This window comes from Burkholderia sp. 22PA0106, assembly GCF_047497155.1.
In the GTDB taxonomy this organism is placed as follows: Bacteria; Pseudomonadota; Gammaproteobacteria; order Burkholderiales; family Burkholderiaceae; genus Burkholderia.
Window position 1 is genome coordinate 3,418,894 of sequence record NZ_CP163163.1, and the last position, 16,612, is coordinate 3,435,505.

Annotated in this window: 14 protein-coding genes and 1 pseudogene; 2 read left to right on the forward strand and 13 right to left on the reverse strand. The window is 66.6% G+C overall.

The window, feature by feature from the left end:
• Positions 1–47: 47 nt before the first annotated feature.
• From AB4850_RS30170 to AB4850_RS30210, 9 genes are all read right to left on the reverse strand, one after another.
• Complete coding sequence (locus AB4850_RS30170) at positions 48–698, reverse strand: DUF502 domain-containing protein (protein ID WP_414443068.1); 651 nt, start codon at positions 696–698, stop codon at positions 48–50.
• Positions 699–765: 67 nt separating this feature from the next.
• A complete protein-coding gene (locus AB4850_RS30175) occupies positions 766–1,131 on the reverse strand; it encodes an FmdB family zinc ribbon protein (RefSeq protein ID WP_414443069.1) in 366 nt (121 codons plus the stop codon).
• Between the two features lie 99 nt (positions 1,132–1,230).
• On the reverse strand, positions 1,231–2,808 hold the full coding sequence (gene ubiB / locus AB4850_RS30180; RefSeq protein WP_414443070.1) for a ubiquinone biosynthesis regulatory protein kinase UbiB: 1,578 nt from the start codon (positions 2,806–2,808) through the stop codon (positions 1,231–1,233).
• A gap of 13 nt (positions 2,809–2,821) precedes the next feature.
• A complete protein-coding gene (locus AB4850_RS30185; RefSeq protein ID WP_414443071.1) occupies positions 2,822–3,466 on the reverse strand; it encodes an SCP2 domain-containing protein in 645 nt (214 codons plus the stop codon).
• Between the two features lie 122 nt (positions 3,467–3,588).
• The gene (locus AB4850_RS30190; protein WP_414443072.1) at positions 3,589–4,620 is read right to left on the reverse strand and encodes a TIM44-like domain-containing protein; all 1,032 of its coding nucleotides are present in this window, start codon (positions 4,618–4,620) and stop codon (positions 3,589–3,591) included.
• A gap of 42 nt (positions 4,621–4,662) precedes the next feature.
• Positions 4,663–5,394, reverse strand: a complete 732-nt coding sequence (ubiE, locus tag AB4850_RS30195) for a bifunctional demethylmenaquinone methyltransferase/2-methoxy-6-polyprenyl-1,4-benzoquinol methylase UbiE (protein ID WP_414443073.1) — start codon at positions 5,392–5,394, stop codon at positions 4,663–4,665.
• 66 nt (positions 5,395–5,460) lie between these two features.
• On the reverse strand, positions 5,461–5,874 hold the full coding sequence (locus tag AB4850_RS30200; protein ID WP_414443074.1) for a gamma-butyrobetaine hydroxylase-like domain-containing protein: 414 nt from the start codon (positions 5,872–5,874) through the stop codon (positions 5,461–5,463).
• Positions 5,871–6,314 carry an HIT family protein gene (locus tag AB4850_RS30205; protein WP_414443075.1) on the reverse strand — a complete coding sequence of 148 codons (444 nt, stop codon included), beginning with the start codon at positions 6,312–6,314 and terminating at the stop codon, positions 5,871–5,873. The genes AB4850_RS30200 and AB4850_RS30205 overlap by 4 nt, the downstream gene beginning before the upstream one ends.
• A 32-nt stretch (positions 6,315–6,346) precedes the next feature.
• Positions 6,347–10,381 carry a DUF3683 domain-containing protein gene (locus AB4850_RS30210; protein WP_414443076.1) on the reverse strand — a complete coding sequence of 1,345 codons (4,035 nt, stop codon included), beginning with the start codon at positions 10,379–10,381 and terminating at the stop codon, positions 6,347–6,349.
• 484 nt (positions 10,382–10,865) lie between these two features.
• Between AB4850_RS30210 and ilvA the strand changes: the two genes are divergently transcribed.
• Together ilvA and queF are read left to right on the forward strand one after the other, a co-directional pair.
• The gene (gene ilvA / locus AB4850_RS30215) at positions 10,866–12,389 is read left to right on the forward strand and encodes a threonine ammonia-lyase, biosynthetic (RefSeq protein ID WP_414443077.1); all 1,524 of its coding nucleotides are present in this window, start codon (positions 10,866–10,868) and stop codon (positions 12,387–12,389) included.
• A 17-nt stretch (positions 12,390–12,406) separates the two neighbouring features.
• Positions 12,407–13,231, forward strand: coding sequence for an NADPH-dependent 7-cyano-7-deazaguanine reductase QueF (gene queF / locus AB4850_RS30220; RefSeq protein WP_414443078.1), 825 nt, complete (start codon positions 12,407–12,409; stop codon positions 13,229–13,231).
• 74 nt (positions 13,232–13,305) lie between these two features.
• Here queF and AB4850_RS30225 read toward each other — a convergent pair whose 3' ends face one another.
• The 4 genes and pseudogenes from AB4850_RS30225 to AB4850_RS30240 all read right to left on the reverse strand — a co-directional run bounded on the left by AB4850_RS30225 (position 13,306) and on the right by AB4850_RS30240 (position 16,528).
• The gene (locus tag AB4850_RS30225) at positions 13,306–13,692 is read right to left on the reverse strand and encodes a RidA family protein (protein WP_414443079.1); all 387 of its coding nucleotides are present in this window, start codon (positions 13,690–13,692) and stop codon (positions 13,306–13,308) included.
• Between the two features lie 139 nt (positions 13,693–13,831).
• Positions 13,832–15,307: an N-acyl-D-amino-acid deacylase family protein gene (locus tag AB4850_RS30230; RefSeq protein ID WP_414443080.1), complete on the reverse strand. Its 1,476-nt coding sequence runs from the start codon at positions 15,305–15,307 to the stop codon at positions 13,832–13,834.
• A gap of 1 nt (position 15,308) precedes the next feature.
• Positions 15,309–15,536 (reverse strand): annotated as a pseudogene (locus tag AB4850_RS30235) (transcriptional regulator); the annotation flags it as partial.
• Positions 15,537–15,538: 2 nt separating this feature from the next.
• Positions 15,539–16,528, reverse strand: a complete 990-nt coding sequence (locus tag AB4850_RS30240) for a MurR/RpiR family transcriptional regulator (protein ID WP_414443081.1) — start codon at positions 16,526–16,528, stop codon at positions 15,539–15,541.
• Positions 16,529–16,612: the final 84 nt, after the last annotated feature.

Consider the following 16,612-nt stretch of genomic DNA (forward strand, 5'->3'; position numbering starts at 1 on the left):
TTGCTTTCGTTCGGTTTGATCAACGGGGCGCAACGCGCGCCCAGGCATTACAGCGGAGGTTCGACGGGCGGACGCGCGGGTGCGGGCACGGGCACCGCCGGCGCGACGACACCCATCGAGACGATGTACTTCAGCGCGGCGTCGACCGACATGTCGAGTTCGACGACTTCGCTTTTCGGCACCATCAGGAAGAAGCCGGACGTGGGGTTCGGCGTGGTCGGCACGTAGACGCTCACGTACTCTTCCTTCAGGTGATTGACCACGTCGCCGCCCGGCGCACCGGTCAGAAACGCGATCGTGTAGGAGCCGCGCCGCGGGTACTCGATCAGCAGCGCCTTGCGGAACGCATTGCCGCTGCTCGACAGCAGCGTGTCCGACACCTGCTTGACGCTGGTGTAGATCGGCCCGACCACCGGGATGTGACGCACCACGGCGTTCCACCAGGTGACGAGCTTCTGGCCGATGAAGTTCTGCGTGGCCAGACCGACGACGAAGATGAACGCCAGCGTCAGCACCGCGCCGATGCCCGGCAGGTGGAAGCCGAGCAGACGCTCGGGTTGCCACGATTCCGGCAGCAGCAGCAGCGTCTGATCCATGATGCCGATCACCGACCCGAGCACCCACAGCGTGATCGCGAGCGGGACGAGAACCAGCAGGCCGGTCAGGAATACGGTTTTGAGGGTCGTCTTCTTCATCATCTGCCGTCAGGTAAAGCGCGCCGCTGCCGGCACGAACTGGCCGCCACCCGGGCCGGGCGGCGGATGATCAGGTGTCGCTGGAGGCAGCCGGCGCGGCGCTGGCCGGGGCCGCGCTCGCGGCCCCGGAGGGCGCTGCAGCGGCGGGCGCCGCTGCAGGAGCCGCCGCGCCGTCGGCCGGCTTGGCCGCCTCGCCGCTGCCCGACGACTCGCCGCTTGCCGCGCCGGCAGCCGGCGCGCTGGCGCCGCCCGAGCCGCCCCGGAAGTCGGTCACGTACCAGCCCGAACCCTTCAATTGGAAGCCGGCGGCCGTGACCTGCTTGCGGAAAGCATCCTTCCCGCACTCAGGGCACACGGACAACGGCGCGTCGCTCATCTTCTGGAGCACGTCCTTCGCGAAACCGCACGCATCGCAACGGTAGGCGTAAATCGGCATGATCTTTTCCCGCGGAAACTAGAAACGTCTTGCAAAACCTTGAATTATATCCGAAAGCCCGGATCGCTCCGTGGCATCGGACGCCGTGCCGGCCGCGCGTCAGGCGCCGGCCGCCAGCAGAATCAGCACGCGTGCAGCGATCGCGCCGACGCCCACTGCGATGCCGAACACGAGCAGCGCCTGCAACAGCCGGTTGGTGCGCTTCTGCTCGAGCAGGATCTGCTGCATCAGTTCGTCATTGGCCGAGCGCGGCGAATCGTGCCGCTCGGACAGCGCGTGATGGATCAGGCGCGGCAATTGCGGCAGCGTCTTGCTCCACTGCGGCGCCTCGACCTTGAAGCGCTCGTACCAGCCGCGCAGCCCGATCTGCTCGGTCATCCAGCGCTCCAGATACGGCTTCGCAGTCTTCCAGAGATCGAGTTCCGGGTCCAGCGAGCGGCCCAGGCCCTCGACGTTCAGCATGGTTTTCTGCAGCAGCACCAATTGCGGCTGGATCTCGACGTTGAAGCGGCGCGAGGTGGAGAACAGGCGCATCAGCACCTGGCCGAGCGAGATGTCCTTCAGCGCGCGATCGAAATACGGCTCGCAGACGGCGCGAATCGCGCTTTCCAGCTCCTCGACGCGCGTATTGGGCGGCACCCAGCCCGATTCGAGATGCAACGTGGCGACACGGTGATAGTCGCGCTTGAAGAACGCGAGGAAATTCTGCGCGAGATAGTTCTTGTCGAAATCGGACAGCGCGCCGACGATGCCGAAATCGAGCGCGATGTACCGGCCGAGCTGCTTCGGATCGAGGCTCACGAAGATGTTGCCCGGGTGCATGTCGGCGTGGAAAAAGCCGTCGCGGAACACCTGCGTGAAGAAGATCTCCACGCCTTCGCGCGCCAGCTTCGGAATATCGACGCCGGCCGCGCGCAGCACCTCGACCTGGCTGATCGGCACGCCGTTCATGCGCTCCATCACGAGCACCGAGTTCGAGCTGTAATCCCAGAACATCTCGGGCACCAGCAGCAGGTCGAGCCCGGCGAAATTGCGGCGCAACTGGCTGCCGTTGGCGGCCTCGCGCATCAGGTCGAGTTCGTCGTGCAAATACTTGTCGAATTCGGCCACCACCTCGCGCGGCTTGAGGCGCCGGCCATCGGGCCAGAGCCGCTCGGCCCAGATCGCGATGTCGCGCAGCAGCGCCATGTCGGAATCGATCACCGGCAGCATGTTCGGCCGCAGCACCTTGACAGCCACTTCCTTGCCGGCGTGCTCGCCTTCCTTCAGCTTGGCGAAATGGACCTGGGCGATCGACGCGCTCGCGATCGGCACCGGATCGAATTCGTCGAACACCGCGCTGATCGGCGCGCCGAGCGATTTCTCGACCAGCGACATGGCCAGCGCCGAATCGAACGGCGGCACCTGATCCTGCAGCCGCGCCAGCTCGATCGCGAAATCGGGCGGCAGCAGGTCGCGCCGCGTGGACAGCACCTGTCCGAACTTGACGAAGATCGGCCCGAGGCTTTCGAGCGCGTGTCGCAGGCGCACCGCGGGCGGGTCGGAGAAGCGGCGGCCGATGGTGGTGATGCGCAACAGCAGCTTGACGCGGCGATCGTCGATGCGCGACAGCATGACCTCGTCGAGACCGAAACGGATCAGCGTGTAGACGATTTTGATGAAACGAAAAATGCGCATGCGTGACGGTCCTTCAGTGCGCGCCGCGCGAGCTGTTGCCCGCCCGTGCGCCCAATCCTTGTTCGAGTCGTTCGACCCGCTTCTCGACACGGGCCAGCGCATCGCGGGCCCGCGCCAGTTCGGCATCGAATTCGGTCAGCGCGGCACGCCGCACGACCTGGGGATCCTCGTCGAGGAAATATTCGGTCAGCGAGCCGAGCAGATTGCGGCCGGTACGGCGGGCCTGATCGGCCGCCGAGCGCACCAGCGTGGCGATCCGGTAGGCGGCCGCGTCGCCCACCACGCGCGCGAGATCTTCTTCGGGCTCCCAACGCAGATGTTCGGCGAGCTTGGCCAGTTGCGTGGCGAATTCGGCATCGCCTTCGAGCTTGACGTGCTTCATGACGGCGGCTTGGCCGCCCTGCACGAAGGCCGTGACAGCATCGAACGGCGAGCGCTGCGCGCCACCGAGCGCGATCGAAACATCGACCTGCGGCGCCTCGTGCGCCTCGACGGCCGCGAAATACCCGTCGGGCTGCACCAGCAGCACGAGCGTGACGGGGGAAAATTCAAGTCTGGCGGTTTTCCCTGCGTAGGGAATCAGGCGATCGCGCGCCCAGGATTCGCGGGCGAGCAGATGGTTGACAGCAGCAGCGACAGACTTGGCGGCAAAGGTCATCGGACTGAGTAAAAAAACCCGCGCAGGCAGGGTGCCCACGCGGGTTTCTATTGTAACGTCGGATCGGCTCTGCCCCGCTCCAGCTTCGCGCCGGATCGAGCGAAGCCGGGAATCCGCGGCGCTCAGTGCAGGTTGATCTGCTGGATACCGGCCAACAGCCAGCCTTCGTTGCCCGATTTCGTCAGGTTCCACACTTCCTCGAACGGCTCCGGACCGGCGTTGGCCGATTCGCGAATCAGGCCGTGGAAGCGCACGCTGGCTTCGGACTGGCTGCCGTTCTGCTCGGCACTGAGCAATTCGGCATCGAGCTGCACCACATCCGTCTGGTTCTTGCCCGCACCGCGCGAGGACAGATCGACCTTCACCTCGGCGAACATTTCCGGCGTGGTGAATTCGCGGATGTCGGCCATGTTGCCTTCGTCCCAGGCCGCCTGCAGGCGAATGAAGTAGACCTTGGCATTGCGCACGAACGCTTCGGTGTCGAAACCGGCCGGCACCGACGGTGCCGCCATCGCGCCCGCTGCCGCGCCTGCCGACGCACCGCCGAACACGCCGGCCGCCTCGTTCGCATAGCTGCTCGACGAAGCCGGTTGCGGCTGTGCCGAATAGCTCGGGCTCGCTTGGCCGCCGCTCGCATTCGAGGAACCGGTGTCGTAGCCACCGCGGTTCATCGACGAACCCGCGCCCGCGTAGGCCGGTTCCGGCTTGCGGTTGCGATTCATGATCTTGCGCACGATCCAGATACCGATGAAGGCGAGCAGCGCGATGATGATCACGTTCGCCATCATGCTGGCGAACGCGCCGCCCAGGCCGAAGTGCGACAGCAGCGCCGCGATGCCGAGGCCGGCGGCCAGGCCGGCGATCGGCCCGAGCCAGCGCGAGCGGTTCGGCTGCGCGGCCGGAGCCGGCTGCGCGCCGCGCTGGGCCGGCGCGGCCTGTTGCATCGGCTGCTGCGCCGGCGGCGTGGCCTGACGTTGCTGGACCATCTGGGATTGGCGACCCATGCTGCGCCCGCCGCCCATCCGCCGGGCTTCGGCATCGAGCGACGCGAATGTGCCGGCCATCAGCAGGCCGACCATGAACAGCGTGCCGATCCGTCGTGCCCACGGCCCCGGCTGCTTGCTGCGGTTGTTGAACGAACGGGAATCAGACATCACCATCTCCAGATTGAAAGACAATTGTATGGATAGAACCCCTTAATACTTGGTTCCCAGGTGTAACGCTACCACGCCACCTGACAAATTGTAATATTTGACAGCATCGAGGCCGGCCTGTTCCATCATCGTCTTCAGGGTGTCTTGATCCGGGTGCATCCGGATAGATTCAGCAAGATACCGGTAACTTTCAGCATCTTTCGCGAACTTGTCGCCAAGCCACGGTAATACTTTGAAAGAATACACGTCATAGGCTTTTTTCAACGGCTCCCAGACTTTCGAGAATTCCAGCACCATCACGCGGCCGCCCGGCTTCGCCACACGGCGCATCTCGGCCAGCGCGGCGTCCTTGTGCGTCATGTTGCGCAACCCGAAGGCGACCGTCACCAGATCGAAGTGGTTGTCCGGAAACGGAATTTTCTCGGCGTCGCACAGCAACGACGGCGTCACCACGCCCTTGTCGAGCAGGCGGTCGCGGCCCACGCGCAGCATCGATTCGTTGATGTCGGTATGCCAGACTTCGCCGGTCGGGCCGGCCGCCTTCGCGAACGCCTTGGTCAGGTCACCCGTGCCGGCGGCGATATCGAGCACCTTGTGGCCGGGGCGCACGTTCGCCTGCGCGATCGTGAACGCCTTCCAGGCGCGGTGCATGCCGGCCGACATCAGGTCGTTCATCAGGTCGTAGTTGCTCGCGACCGAGTGGAACACCCCCGCCACCTTTTTCGCCTTGTCGCCCTCGTCGACGGTTTCGAAGCCGAAATGGGTTTTGCTCATCGCGTGAATCCTCTGGAAATGGCAAGACGGCGCCGGATGCGGCGCCGTCGGTTCAGTCGGTGATGGTCAGTGGCAGTGGCCGCGCGAGGCGCCTGCCTGCGGCATCGGGGCATCGCGTTCGACGCCCGCCGCCTGCAACTTGTCGAAATACTCGCGCCAGAGCGCGTCCTGGTGCGTGGCCAGCTCGTACAGCAGATCCCACGAATAGATGCCGGTGGAATGGCCGTCCGAGAAGGTCGGCTGCAACGCGTAGTTGCCCACGCCTTCGAGCGCCGTGATCGTCACGGTGCGCTTGCCGGTTTGCAGCGTTTCCTGGCCGGGGCCGTGCCCGCGCACTTCCGCCGACGGCGAAAACACGCGCATCAATTCGAATGGGATGCGGTAGCTGTCGCCATTCGGATACTGCAATTCGAGCACGCGCGATACCGCGTGCACGACGACGCCGGACGGTACCGGCGTGGTCGGCGTCAAGCCGCTCATGAATCCCTCGCGTTCAAAACCTGTTCGATTTCCTCGTGCACCGCATTGTGCAGCAGCGTGGCCTGCGCCGTGCGCAAGCGCAGCAGCGCGTCCGACACCGAGCGCTGGCGCGGCGCCCACACCGGCTGCGGAAAGTGCGCATCGTTCGAGAAGCGCGGAATCACGTGCCAGTGCTGGTGCGGCACCTGATTGCCGAGGCTCGCCAGATTGACCTTGGTGGGCTGCATCACACGCCGCACCGCGCGCTCGACCGCCGCAACCACGAGCATCAGGTGTGCGCGCTCGGCCGCGGTGAGATCGGAGAACTCGGCGACATGCGCGTGCCAGATCACACGGCAAAACCCGGGGTAATCGGTTTCGCCGGACGCCAGCACGACGCGCAGCGCATCGTCCTTCCACAACAGCTCGCCGCCGTCTTCCCGGCAGAATACGCAATCCATCGTCAGTTCCTTGCTGATCGGACGCCCCGACTTTACACCAGGACCCGCTCGATGCCGCCGTTGTTCGCGTGGCTCACGTAGTCGGCCATCCAGTTCTCGCCGAGCACGTTGCGGGCGATTTCGACGACGATGTAATCGGATTCGATGTTGGCGTCCTCGTTGTAGCGCGACAGGCCTTGCAGGCACGACGGGCAGCTGGTCAGGATCTTGACCTGCGTCTCGCCGGCCGGCGCAGGCGCCGCGGCAGCGGCGCTCACGTCGTCGCCCGACACCACCGGGATGTTGCGCAGGCGCGCCGCACCCTTGCGGATCTCTTCTTCCTTGCGGAAACGGATCTGCGTCGAAATGTCCGGCCGCGTCACGGCCAGCGTGCCCGATTCGCCGCAGCAGCGGTCGTTCTTGGTGATCGTGTAGCCGTCGTTCTCGGCGCCCATCAATTCGTTGACGAGCTTGACCGGGTCCATCGTCTTGATCGGCGTATGGCACGGGTCGTGATACATGTAGCGCGTGCCGGCCACGCCTTCGAGCTTCATGCCCTTTTCGAGCAGGAATTCGTGGATGTCGATGATCCGGCAGCCCGGGAAGATCTTCTCGAATTCATAGCCGGCCAACTGGTCGTAGCAGGTGCCGCACGACACCACCACCGTCTTGATGTCGAGGTAGTTCAGCGTGTTGGCCATGCGGTGGAACAGCACGCGGTTGTCGGTGACGATCTGCTCGGCCTTGTCGTACTGGCCCGAACCGCGCTGCGGATAGCCGCAGCACAGGTAGCCCGGCGGCAGCACGGTCTGCACGCCCGTTTCCCACAGCATCGCCTGCGTGGCCAGGCCAACCTGCGAGAACAGCCGCTCGGAACCGCAGCCCGGGAAGTAGAACACCGCTTCCGAATCGACCGTGGTGGTCTTGGGGTTGCGGATGATCGGCACGATCTTGTTGTCTTCGATGTCGAGCAACGCGCGCGCCGTCTTCTTCGGCAGGTTGCCCGGCATCTTCTTGTTCACGAAGTGGATCACCTGCTCCACCATCGGCGGCTTGCCGGTGGTGGCGGGCGGGCGCGCCGTCTGCTTCTTCGTGACCTTCTTGAGCACGTCGTTGGCGAAGCGCTGCGCCTTGTAGCCGACGCCCATCATCACGCCGCGCGCGGCGTTGATGGTTTGCGGATTGGTGGCGTTCAGGAAGAACATGCCGGCGGCCTGGCCCGGATTGAACTTCTTTTTGCCCATCTTGCGCAGCAGGTTGCGCATGTTCATCGTCACGTCGCCGAAGTCGATCTTGACCGGGCACGGCGTGACGCACTTGTGGCAGACCGTGCAGTGGTCGGCCACGTCGTTGAACTCGTCCCAGTGCTTGATCGACACGCCGCGGCGCGTCTGCTCCTCGTACAGGAACGCCTCGACCAGCAGCGAGGTGGCGAGGATCTTGTTGCGCGGGCTGTAGAGCAGGTTCGCGCGCGGCACGTGGGTCGCGCACACCGGCTTGCACTTGCCGCAGCGCAAGCAATCCTTGACCGATTCGGCGATCGCGCCGATGTCGGACTGCTGCATGATCAGCGATTCATAGCCCATCAGCCCGAAGCTCGGCGTGTACGCGTTGCGCAGATCCGCGCCCTGCATCAGCTTGCCCTTGTTGAAGCGGTCGTGCGGATCGACGCGCTGCTTGTAGGCGCGGAAATCCTTCAGCTCGTCGTCGGTCAGGAATTCGAGCTTGGTGATGCCGATGCCGTGCTCGCCGGAAATCACGCCGTCGAGCGAGCGCGCGATGTCCATGATGCGCGCGACCGCCGCATGGGCGTCCTGCAGCATCTCGTAATTATCCGAGTTGACCGGCAGGTTGGTGTGGACGTTGCCGTCGCCCGCGTGCATGTGCAGCGCGACGAACACGCGCCCGCGCAGCACGCGCTTGTGGATCGCCTGCGCTTCGTCGAGGATCGGCTTGAACGCGCCGCCGTTGAAGATGTTGCGCAGTTCGGCGCGCAGCTCCTGCTTCCACGACACGCGCACGGTGCGATCCTGCGTGACGTGGAACACGTTGGCGTCGGGCTGGGCGTCGGCGCGCGCGGCGAAGGTGTCGCCAAGCTTTTCATAACCCAGTTGCACGAGGTAGTGCTGGGCCTCGCGCAGCGGCATGTCGAGCCGGTCGCGCAGGAATTCCCAGCGCGAGCGCACCTGCTTGAACAGGTCGAGCGCCTGTTGCACGCGATCCTCGAGCAGTTCGGCGCTGGGGATCTCGTTGGCGTCGTCGCTCTTGCCGAGCGGCAGGTCGCCGGTACGGAAGAGCGCTTCGAGCGCATCGAGAATTTGCAGCTTGTTCTTCAGCGACAGCTCGATGTTGATGCGCTCGATCGCATCGGTGTACTCGCCCATGCGGTTGAGCGGGATCACCACGTCTTCGTTGATCTTGAACGCGTTGGTGTGCTTCGCGATCGCGGCGGTACGGCTGCGGTCGAGCCAGAAGCGCTTGCGCGCCTCGGCGCTGACGGCCACGAAGCCCTCGCCGCTCTTGCCGTTGGCCATGCGAACCACCTCCGAGGTGGCGGCCGCCACCGCGTCGGCGTCGTCGCCGACGATGTCGCCGATCAGCACCATCTTCGGGAACGCGTTGCGCTTGCTCTTGGTGGCGTAGCCGACCGCGCGCAGGTAGCGTTCGTCGAGATGCTCCAGGCCGGCCAGGATCGCGCCGCCCTGCTTCGACGTTTCGAACAGGTAATCCTTGATTTCGACGATGCTCGGAATCGCTTCGCGCGCCTGGCCGAAGAATTCGAGGCAGACCGTGCGCGTATGGGCCGGCATCTTGTGCAATATCCAGCGCGCCGACGTGATCAGGCCGTCGCAGCCTTCCTTCTGCACGCCCGGCAGGCCGGCCAGGAATTTGTCGGTGACGTCCTTGCCGAGGCCTTCCTTGCGGAAGCGCTTGCCTTCGATCTCAAGCATTTCGCTGCGCAGCAGCTTCTCGCCCGGCGCATACGCGCCGTCGAACCACTTCAGTTCGAAGCGGGCCACGGCGATGTCGTGGATCTTGCCCTGGTTGTGATCGTGGCGCGTGACTTCGAGCCAGTTGCCGTCCGGGTCGACCATCCGCCACCAGGCCAGGTTGTCGAGCGCGGTGCCCCACAGCACGGCCTTCTTGCCACCGGCGTTCATCGCGACGTTGCCGCCGACGCAGGATGCATCGAGCGAGGTCGGATCGACCGCGAACACGTAGCCGGCCGCCTCGGCTGCCTCGGTCACGCGACGCGTGACGACGCCGGCACCCGAGAAGATGGTGGCCACCTTGTGCGCGACGCCCGGCAGTTCGGTCTGCTCGACCGCACCCAGTTGTTCGAGCTTTTCGGTGTTGATCACGGCCGAGAACGGCGTGAGCGGCACGGCCCCGCCCGTGTAGCCGGTGCCGCCCCCGCGCGGGATCACGGTCAGGCCGAGTTCGAAGCAGGCCTTCACCATCCCGGCGATTTCGGCTTCGGTGTCGGGCGTGAGGATCACGAACGGATATTCGACGCGCCAATCGGTGGCGTCGGTCACGTGGGAAACGCGCGCGAGGCCGTCGAAGCGGATGTTGTCCTTCTGCGTGCAGCGGCCCAGCGCCTTGGTGGCGCGGCGGCGCAGGTCGGCCATCTGCTCGAACTCGCGCGCGAACGCGTCGACCGCGCCGCGCGCGGCGACCGTCAGCATCGCGACGCGCGAGGCACGCTCGCGGGCCGCTTCGTCGCCGTGCTCGGACAGGTCGGCCTGACGGCGCTTGTCGATCTCGGCCAGGCGGTGGCCGAGCGCGTCGATCAGCATCTGGCGGCGCTTCGGGTTGTCGAGCAGGTCGTCCTGCAGGTAAGGATTGCGGCGCACCACCCAGATGTCGCCGAGCACTTCGTACAGCATCCGCGCCGAGCGGCCGGTGCGGCGCTCGCCGCGCAGGTCGGCGAGCGCCGACCAGGCGTCCTCGCCGAGCAGGCGGATGACGATCTCACGGTCGGAGAACGACGTGTAGTTGTACGGGATTTCGCGCAGACGCGGCGTCAGGTCGGCTGCGACGGCGATTGCCGCGCCATGCGGATCGAAAACTTGTGGTGCGTTCATGTTCGGACGAGTCGGAGGGCCGGCCGTGCGGTCTGGGCACGGCTGAGGCATGCGCGTGGAGCGCGGATCTGGGGAAAATCTTCTGTTACCAGGCTAGCAACTATGCGCGGGGCCCGTGCCAAGCGTCTGTACGCTAGGCCCCGGCCGGCCGATACCTGGCGGCACTCGGAGCCATCAGCACGATCGCGCGCAGTGCGCGTGCCGAGCCGCCGAGGGACAGGCTGCCCGCGGAGACGGCTTCAAATGGGCGGTCCGATACTGCCTTTTCATCTTCCGATCCTTGATTCAAAACGGAATTCTAACCCATGATCGGCGCGAGCGTGGACGCCCGAATCGGCCGCAATTCCCGGCCCGGCGGCGCGGGCCGGGAATTGCCCACCCGTCCGGTCGGTCGTGAGGCTCACAGGCCCGCCCGAGCGGGGTTGGGGCTAAAATCCCGACTTTCCCCGCTTTTGCCGCGCCGGCCGATACCCGCGCGACCGTCATGGCTGCTCACGACTACCTGAAGAAAATCCTCACCGCCCGCGTCTACGACGTGGCGGTCGAAACCGCTCTCGAACCGGCCCGCAACCTGTCCGCCCGCGTGCACAACCGCGTATTCCTCAAGCGCGAGGACAACCAGCCGGTGTTCTCGTTCAAGCTGCGCGGCGCCTACAACCGCATGGCGCATCTGTCGACCGAAGCGCGCGAGCGCGGCGTGATCACGGCCTCGGCCGGCAATCATGCGCAGGGCGTGGCGTTTTCGGCGGCCCGGCTCGGCGTGAAGGCCGTGATCGTGGTGCCGGTCACCACCCCGCAGGTCAAGGTCGATGCGGTGCGCGCCCACGGCGGCGCGACCGTCGAGGTGATCCAGTTCGGCGAATCGTACAGCGACGCCTACGCGCACGCCGTGCAGGTGCAGAACGAACGCGGCCTGACCTTCGTGCACCCGTTCGACGATCCGTATGTGATCGCCGGCCAGGGCACGGTGGCGATGGAAGTGCTGCGCCAGCATCAGGGGCCGATCCACGCGATCTTCGTGCCGATCGGCGGCGGCGGTCTGGCGGCCGGCGTTGCCGCTTACGTGAAGGCGATCCGTCCCGAAATCCGCGTGATCGGCGTGCAGACCGACGATTCCTGCGCGATGGCGCAGTCGATCCGCGCCGGCGAGCGCGTGACGCTAGCCGAAGTCGGCCTGTTCTCGGACGGCACGGCGGTCAAGCTGGTCGGCGAGGAAACGTTCCGGCTGTGCCGCGAACTGCTAGACGACGTGATCACCGTGGATACCGACGCGCTGTGCGCCGCGATCAAGGACGTGTTCCAGGACACCCGCAGCGTGCTGGAGCCGGCCGGCGCGCTGGCCGTGGCGGGCGCCAAGCGCTATGCCGAGCAGGCCGGCATCGAAGGCGAAACGCTGGTGGCGATCACCTCGGGCGCGAACATGAACTTCGACCGCATGCGCTTCGTGGCCGAACGCGCCGAGGTGGGCGAGGCGCGCGAAGCGGTGTTCGCCGTGACGATTCCCGAAGAACGCGGCAGCTTCCGGCGCTTTTGCGAGCTGGTGGGCGAGCGCAGCGTGACCGAATTCAATTACCGGATTGCCGACGCACGCTCGGCGCACATTTTCGTGGGCGTGCAGACGCGCCGCCGCGGCGAATCGGCCGAGATCGCCGCCAACTTCGACGCGCACGGCTTCGTCACCGCCGACCTGACCGGCGACGAACTGTCGAAGGACCACATCCGCTACATGGTCGGCGGCCGTTCGCCGCTGTCGCACGACGAGCGGCTGTTCCGCTTCGAATTCCCCGAGCGGCCGGGCGCGCTGATGAAGTTCCTGTCGGCGATGGCGCCGAACTGGAACATCAGCCTGTTCCATTATCGCAACCAGGGCGCCGACACCAGCTCGATCCTGGTCGGCCTGCAGGTGCCGGCCGCCGATCACGAAGCGTTCGACCGCTTCCTGGCCACGCTCGGCTATCCCTCCCACGAAGAAACCGCGAACCCGGCCTACCGGCTGTTCCTGGCCTGACCGCCGCGAGACGATCGATGACTCCCGAACACTCCCCCCTCGGCAAGGCTTCGGCCTACACCACCGCCTACGACGCCTCGCTGCTGTTTCCGATCCCGCGTGCCGGCGCGCGCGAGCAGATCGGCATCGGCGCGGCGCTGCCGTTCTTCGGCACCGACATCTGGAACGCCTACGAACTGTCGTGGGTCAACGCGCGCGGCAAGCCGCAGATCGCCGTGGCCACGTTCTACGTGCCGGCCGAATCGCCGAACATCGTCGAATCGAAATCGTTCAAGCTCTACCTCGGCTCGTTCGCGCAAACGGCGTTCGACTCGGTCGACGCCGTGCGCGACACGCTCAAGCGCGACGTGTCGGCCGCCTGCGGCGCGACCGTGTCGGTGCAACTGGCCTCGCCGTCGGCGTTCGCCAAGCTGAAGCTCGAGGAACTCGACGGCCAGTCGCTCGACCGCCTCGATCTCGATACCGACATCTACCATCCGGACCCGTCGCTGCTGTCGGCCTCGCACGACGAATCGCCGGTGGAGGAAACGCTGGTATCGGACCTGCTCAAGTCGAACTGCCCGGTCACGGGCCAGCCCGACTGGGGCAGCGTGCAGGTGCATTACGTGGGCGCGCCGATCGATCAGGCCGGGCTGCTGCGCTACCTGATCTCGTTCCGCAATCACACCGGCTTTCACGAGCAATGCGTCGAGCGGATCTTCGTCGACATCCTGCGCGAATGCCGCCCGGTGAAGCTGGCCGTGTACGCGCGCTACACGCGCCGCGGCGGCCTCGACATCAACCCGTTCCGCACCAACTTCAACCAGCCGATGCCCGACAATGCGCGCACCGCGCGCCAGTAAGCGAGCCCCCATACAAAACGCGGCGGCGCGAGCCTTCGAGGCCCGCGCCGCCGCGTTTTCTCATGCTGCCCGGCTTACTTGAAGGGCGGCTTGTAGGCGATGCAATCCACCTCGACCTTGCAGTCGATGACCATGCTCGACTGCACGCAGGCGCGTGCCGGCGGATGCTCGCCGAAGTACGAGATGAACACCTTGTTGAACGACGCGAAATCGCGCGCGTCGTCGAGCCACACGCCGCAGCGCACGACGTGTTCGAGGCCGTAGCCCGCTTCCTTGAGGATCGCGATCACGTTCTCGATCGTCTGCTTCGACTGCGTGACGATGCCGCCTTCCACCACCTCGCCGTTGACCATCGGCGTCTGGCCCGACACGTACAGCCAGCCGTCGGCCTCCACCGCCTTCGCGAACGGCATCACCTGGCCGCCGGTTCCCTTCGCATCGCCCACACCGTAACGCTTCATCGTTTTCTCCTTCGGTTTGCTGGTTCGGGCCGCGCGTTCGCCGCGCGGCCGGTTCGCCCGGCGCACGCAACGCGCCGGCCATTTCGGTTCGGCCGGGCGCCGCCCGCTGGCAGCGGCGCGCCCGGCCGGATTCGGTGGTTCAGAACGCCGCGTCGCTGAGCGCGCGCGTGCCGCGCTTCACGAAGCGGCCGGCGCGCGCGCCGGTGGGCGCGCCATCGCGCCAGGACAGCACGCCGTTGACCCACACGGCGTCGATGCCGCGCGCCGGTTGCTGCGGCGCTTCGAACGAGGCGACGTCGATCACGGTCACCGGATCGAACAGCACCAGATCGGCGTGATAGCCGATCTGCACCTCGCCGCGCTTGTCGAGACCGAGGCGGCGCGCCGCCAGCGAGGTCATCTTGCGCACCGCTTCCTCCAGCGGCAGCAGCTTCTCGTCGCGCGCGTAATGGCCGAGCACGCGCGGGAATGCGCCCCAGAGCCGCGGATGCGGCAGCGGATCGTTGGGCAGGCCGTCGGAGCCGACCATCGTCGACGGATGCGACAGGATCCGGCGCACATCGTCCTCGGACATGTTGTGATACACCGCGCCGGCCGGCTGCAGGCGGCGCGCCGCGTCCTGCTCGGGGATGCCCCATTCGGCGGCGATCGCGGCGATCTTCTTGCCGGCCATTTCGGGATGCGGCTCGGACCAGGTGATGGTGATCTCGATGTCGCCGGTGACCTGCTTGAGGTCGAGCGTCGACGAGCTGCGGCTGTACGGATAGCAGTCGCAGCCGACCGGCTGGATGCGGCGCGCCCGGTCGAGCGAGGCCAGCACCTCGGCGCTGCGCCCCCAGTTCGACGGCCCGGCGCACTTCAGATGCGAAATCACCACCGGCACGCGCGCATGGCGGCCGACGCGATACGCCTCCTCCATCGCGTCGAGGATCGCGTCGAATTCGGTGCGCATGTGCGTGGTGTACAGCGCGCCGGCCAGCGCGAGCGGCTCGGCCAGCGCCATGACTTCCTCCACCGGCGCGGCGAACGCCGAGCCGTAAGCGAGGCCCGAACTCAGGCCGAGCGCGCCGTTCAGCAGCGCCTCCTCGAGCTGCACGCGCATCGCGGCGATTTCCTCGCCGCTGGCCGCGCGGTCGAGCCGGTCCATCTGATTGTTGCGCAGCGCCGTGTGGCCCACCAGCGCGGCCACGTTGACGGCCGGCTGCGCCTGGTCGACGGCCTCGGCATAGGCCGCGAAGGTCGGATATCGAAACGCCTCGCGATCGCCGAGCAGGTTCATCGGATCGGGCGGATCGCCGCGCAGCGCCACCGGCGACGCGCTGATCCCGCAATTGCCGACCACCACCGTCGTCACGCCCTGCGAGATCTTCGGCAGCATCTGCGGCGCGCGGATCACGTGCGTGTCGTCGTGCGTGTGGACGTCGACGAAGCCCGGCGCGAGCACGCGGCCGTTCGCTTCGATCACGTCCTCGGCCAGCCAGCTCGACAAATTGCCGATCGCCACGATGCGGCCGTCGCGGATCGCCACGTCGCGCTGCGCGGGCGGCGCGCCGGTGCCGTCGATCAGCACGGCATCGACGATCAGCGTATCCGCGAGTTCGGGATGGGAATGCATGTCAGTCTCCGAGGGGTTGTCGGTCTCCGCCGCCACGATGCACGTCGAGCGCGTGCTTCATGCGGCGCAGCGTCTCGCGGCAGCCGTCGCCGAGCCGCAGCGCGACCTCGGTGACGAGCACGTCGAGCGCCATCATCATCGCGTAACGCGAGGTGGACGGCTTGAAGATGAAATCGGTTTCGAACGCGACCACCGGGATCAGGTCGTCGGCCAGTTGCGCGAGCGGCGAGGTCAGTCTCCGAGGGGTTGTCGGTCTCCGCCGCCACGATGCACGTCGAGCGCGTGCTTCATGCGGCGCAGCGTCTCGCGGCAGCCGTCGCCGAGCCGCAGCGCGACCTCGGTGACGAGCACGTCGAGCGCCATCATCATCGCGTAACGCGAGGTGGACGGCTTGAAGATGAAATCGGTTTCGAACGCGACCACCGGGATCAGGTCGTCGGCCAGTTGCGCGAGCGGCGAGGCCGGCGCGGTCAACGCCACGATGCGCGCGCCATAGCGCTTGGCCAGCGCGCAGCTTTCGAGCAGCTCGGGCACGCGGCCGGTGACCGACAGCGCCACCACCACGCAGGCCTCGTCGACCGTGCTGGCCACCATGCGCTGCAGCAGCGCGTCCTGGTAGCTGGCGACGGGGCGGCCGAAGCGCACCAGCCGAAAGCGCAGTTCGTCGGCCAGCGCCGTGGAGCCGCCGCCCTGCCCGAACACGTAGATCATCCGTGCGCGCGCCAGCGCCTCGGACGGCGCGTCGAACGCGGTTTGCCGCAGCAGCGCGTGATGATGTTCGAGCGTCACGCGCACGTCGTCGTACACGCGCGAGACGCCCGAGGCCGGCAGGCCGTCGCGCGCGTCGGCGGCGTCGCCCTCGCCGGGAGGCGCAAGGAAACGCCGGCCCACCGCGGCAGCCTGCGCGAGCCGCAGCTTCAGTTCGCGCACGTCGCGACAGCCGACTGCCTTGGCGAACCGCGTGACGGTGGCCACGCTGACCTCGGCCTGCGCGGCGATCTCGCCGATGCTGGCATGCGCGGCGGCGGTCAGGTCGTCGAGGATGCGCGCGGCCACCTTGCGTTCGGCGTCGCGCAGCGCGGGCGCGCACTCGGCGATCCGTGCCACGATATCGAACGCGAGCTGGGCCGTGGCCGGCACGGCGGGTTCGGCCGCGAGGGGCTCGGCGGCATGGTGCGGCGCAGCGAAATCGCGGGCGTCGTGGCGCGAATCGGCATTCATCGGTTCAATGGCAGAATGGGTTCGTGTTAGTAAATAACATCACCGGGCGGATGCTACTTTCTGTACTATCCTGCCGTCAACTTC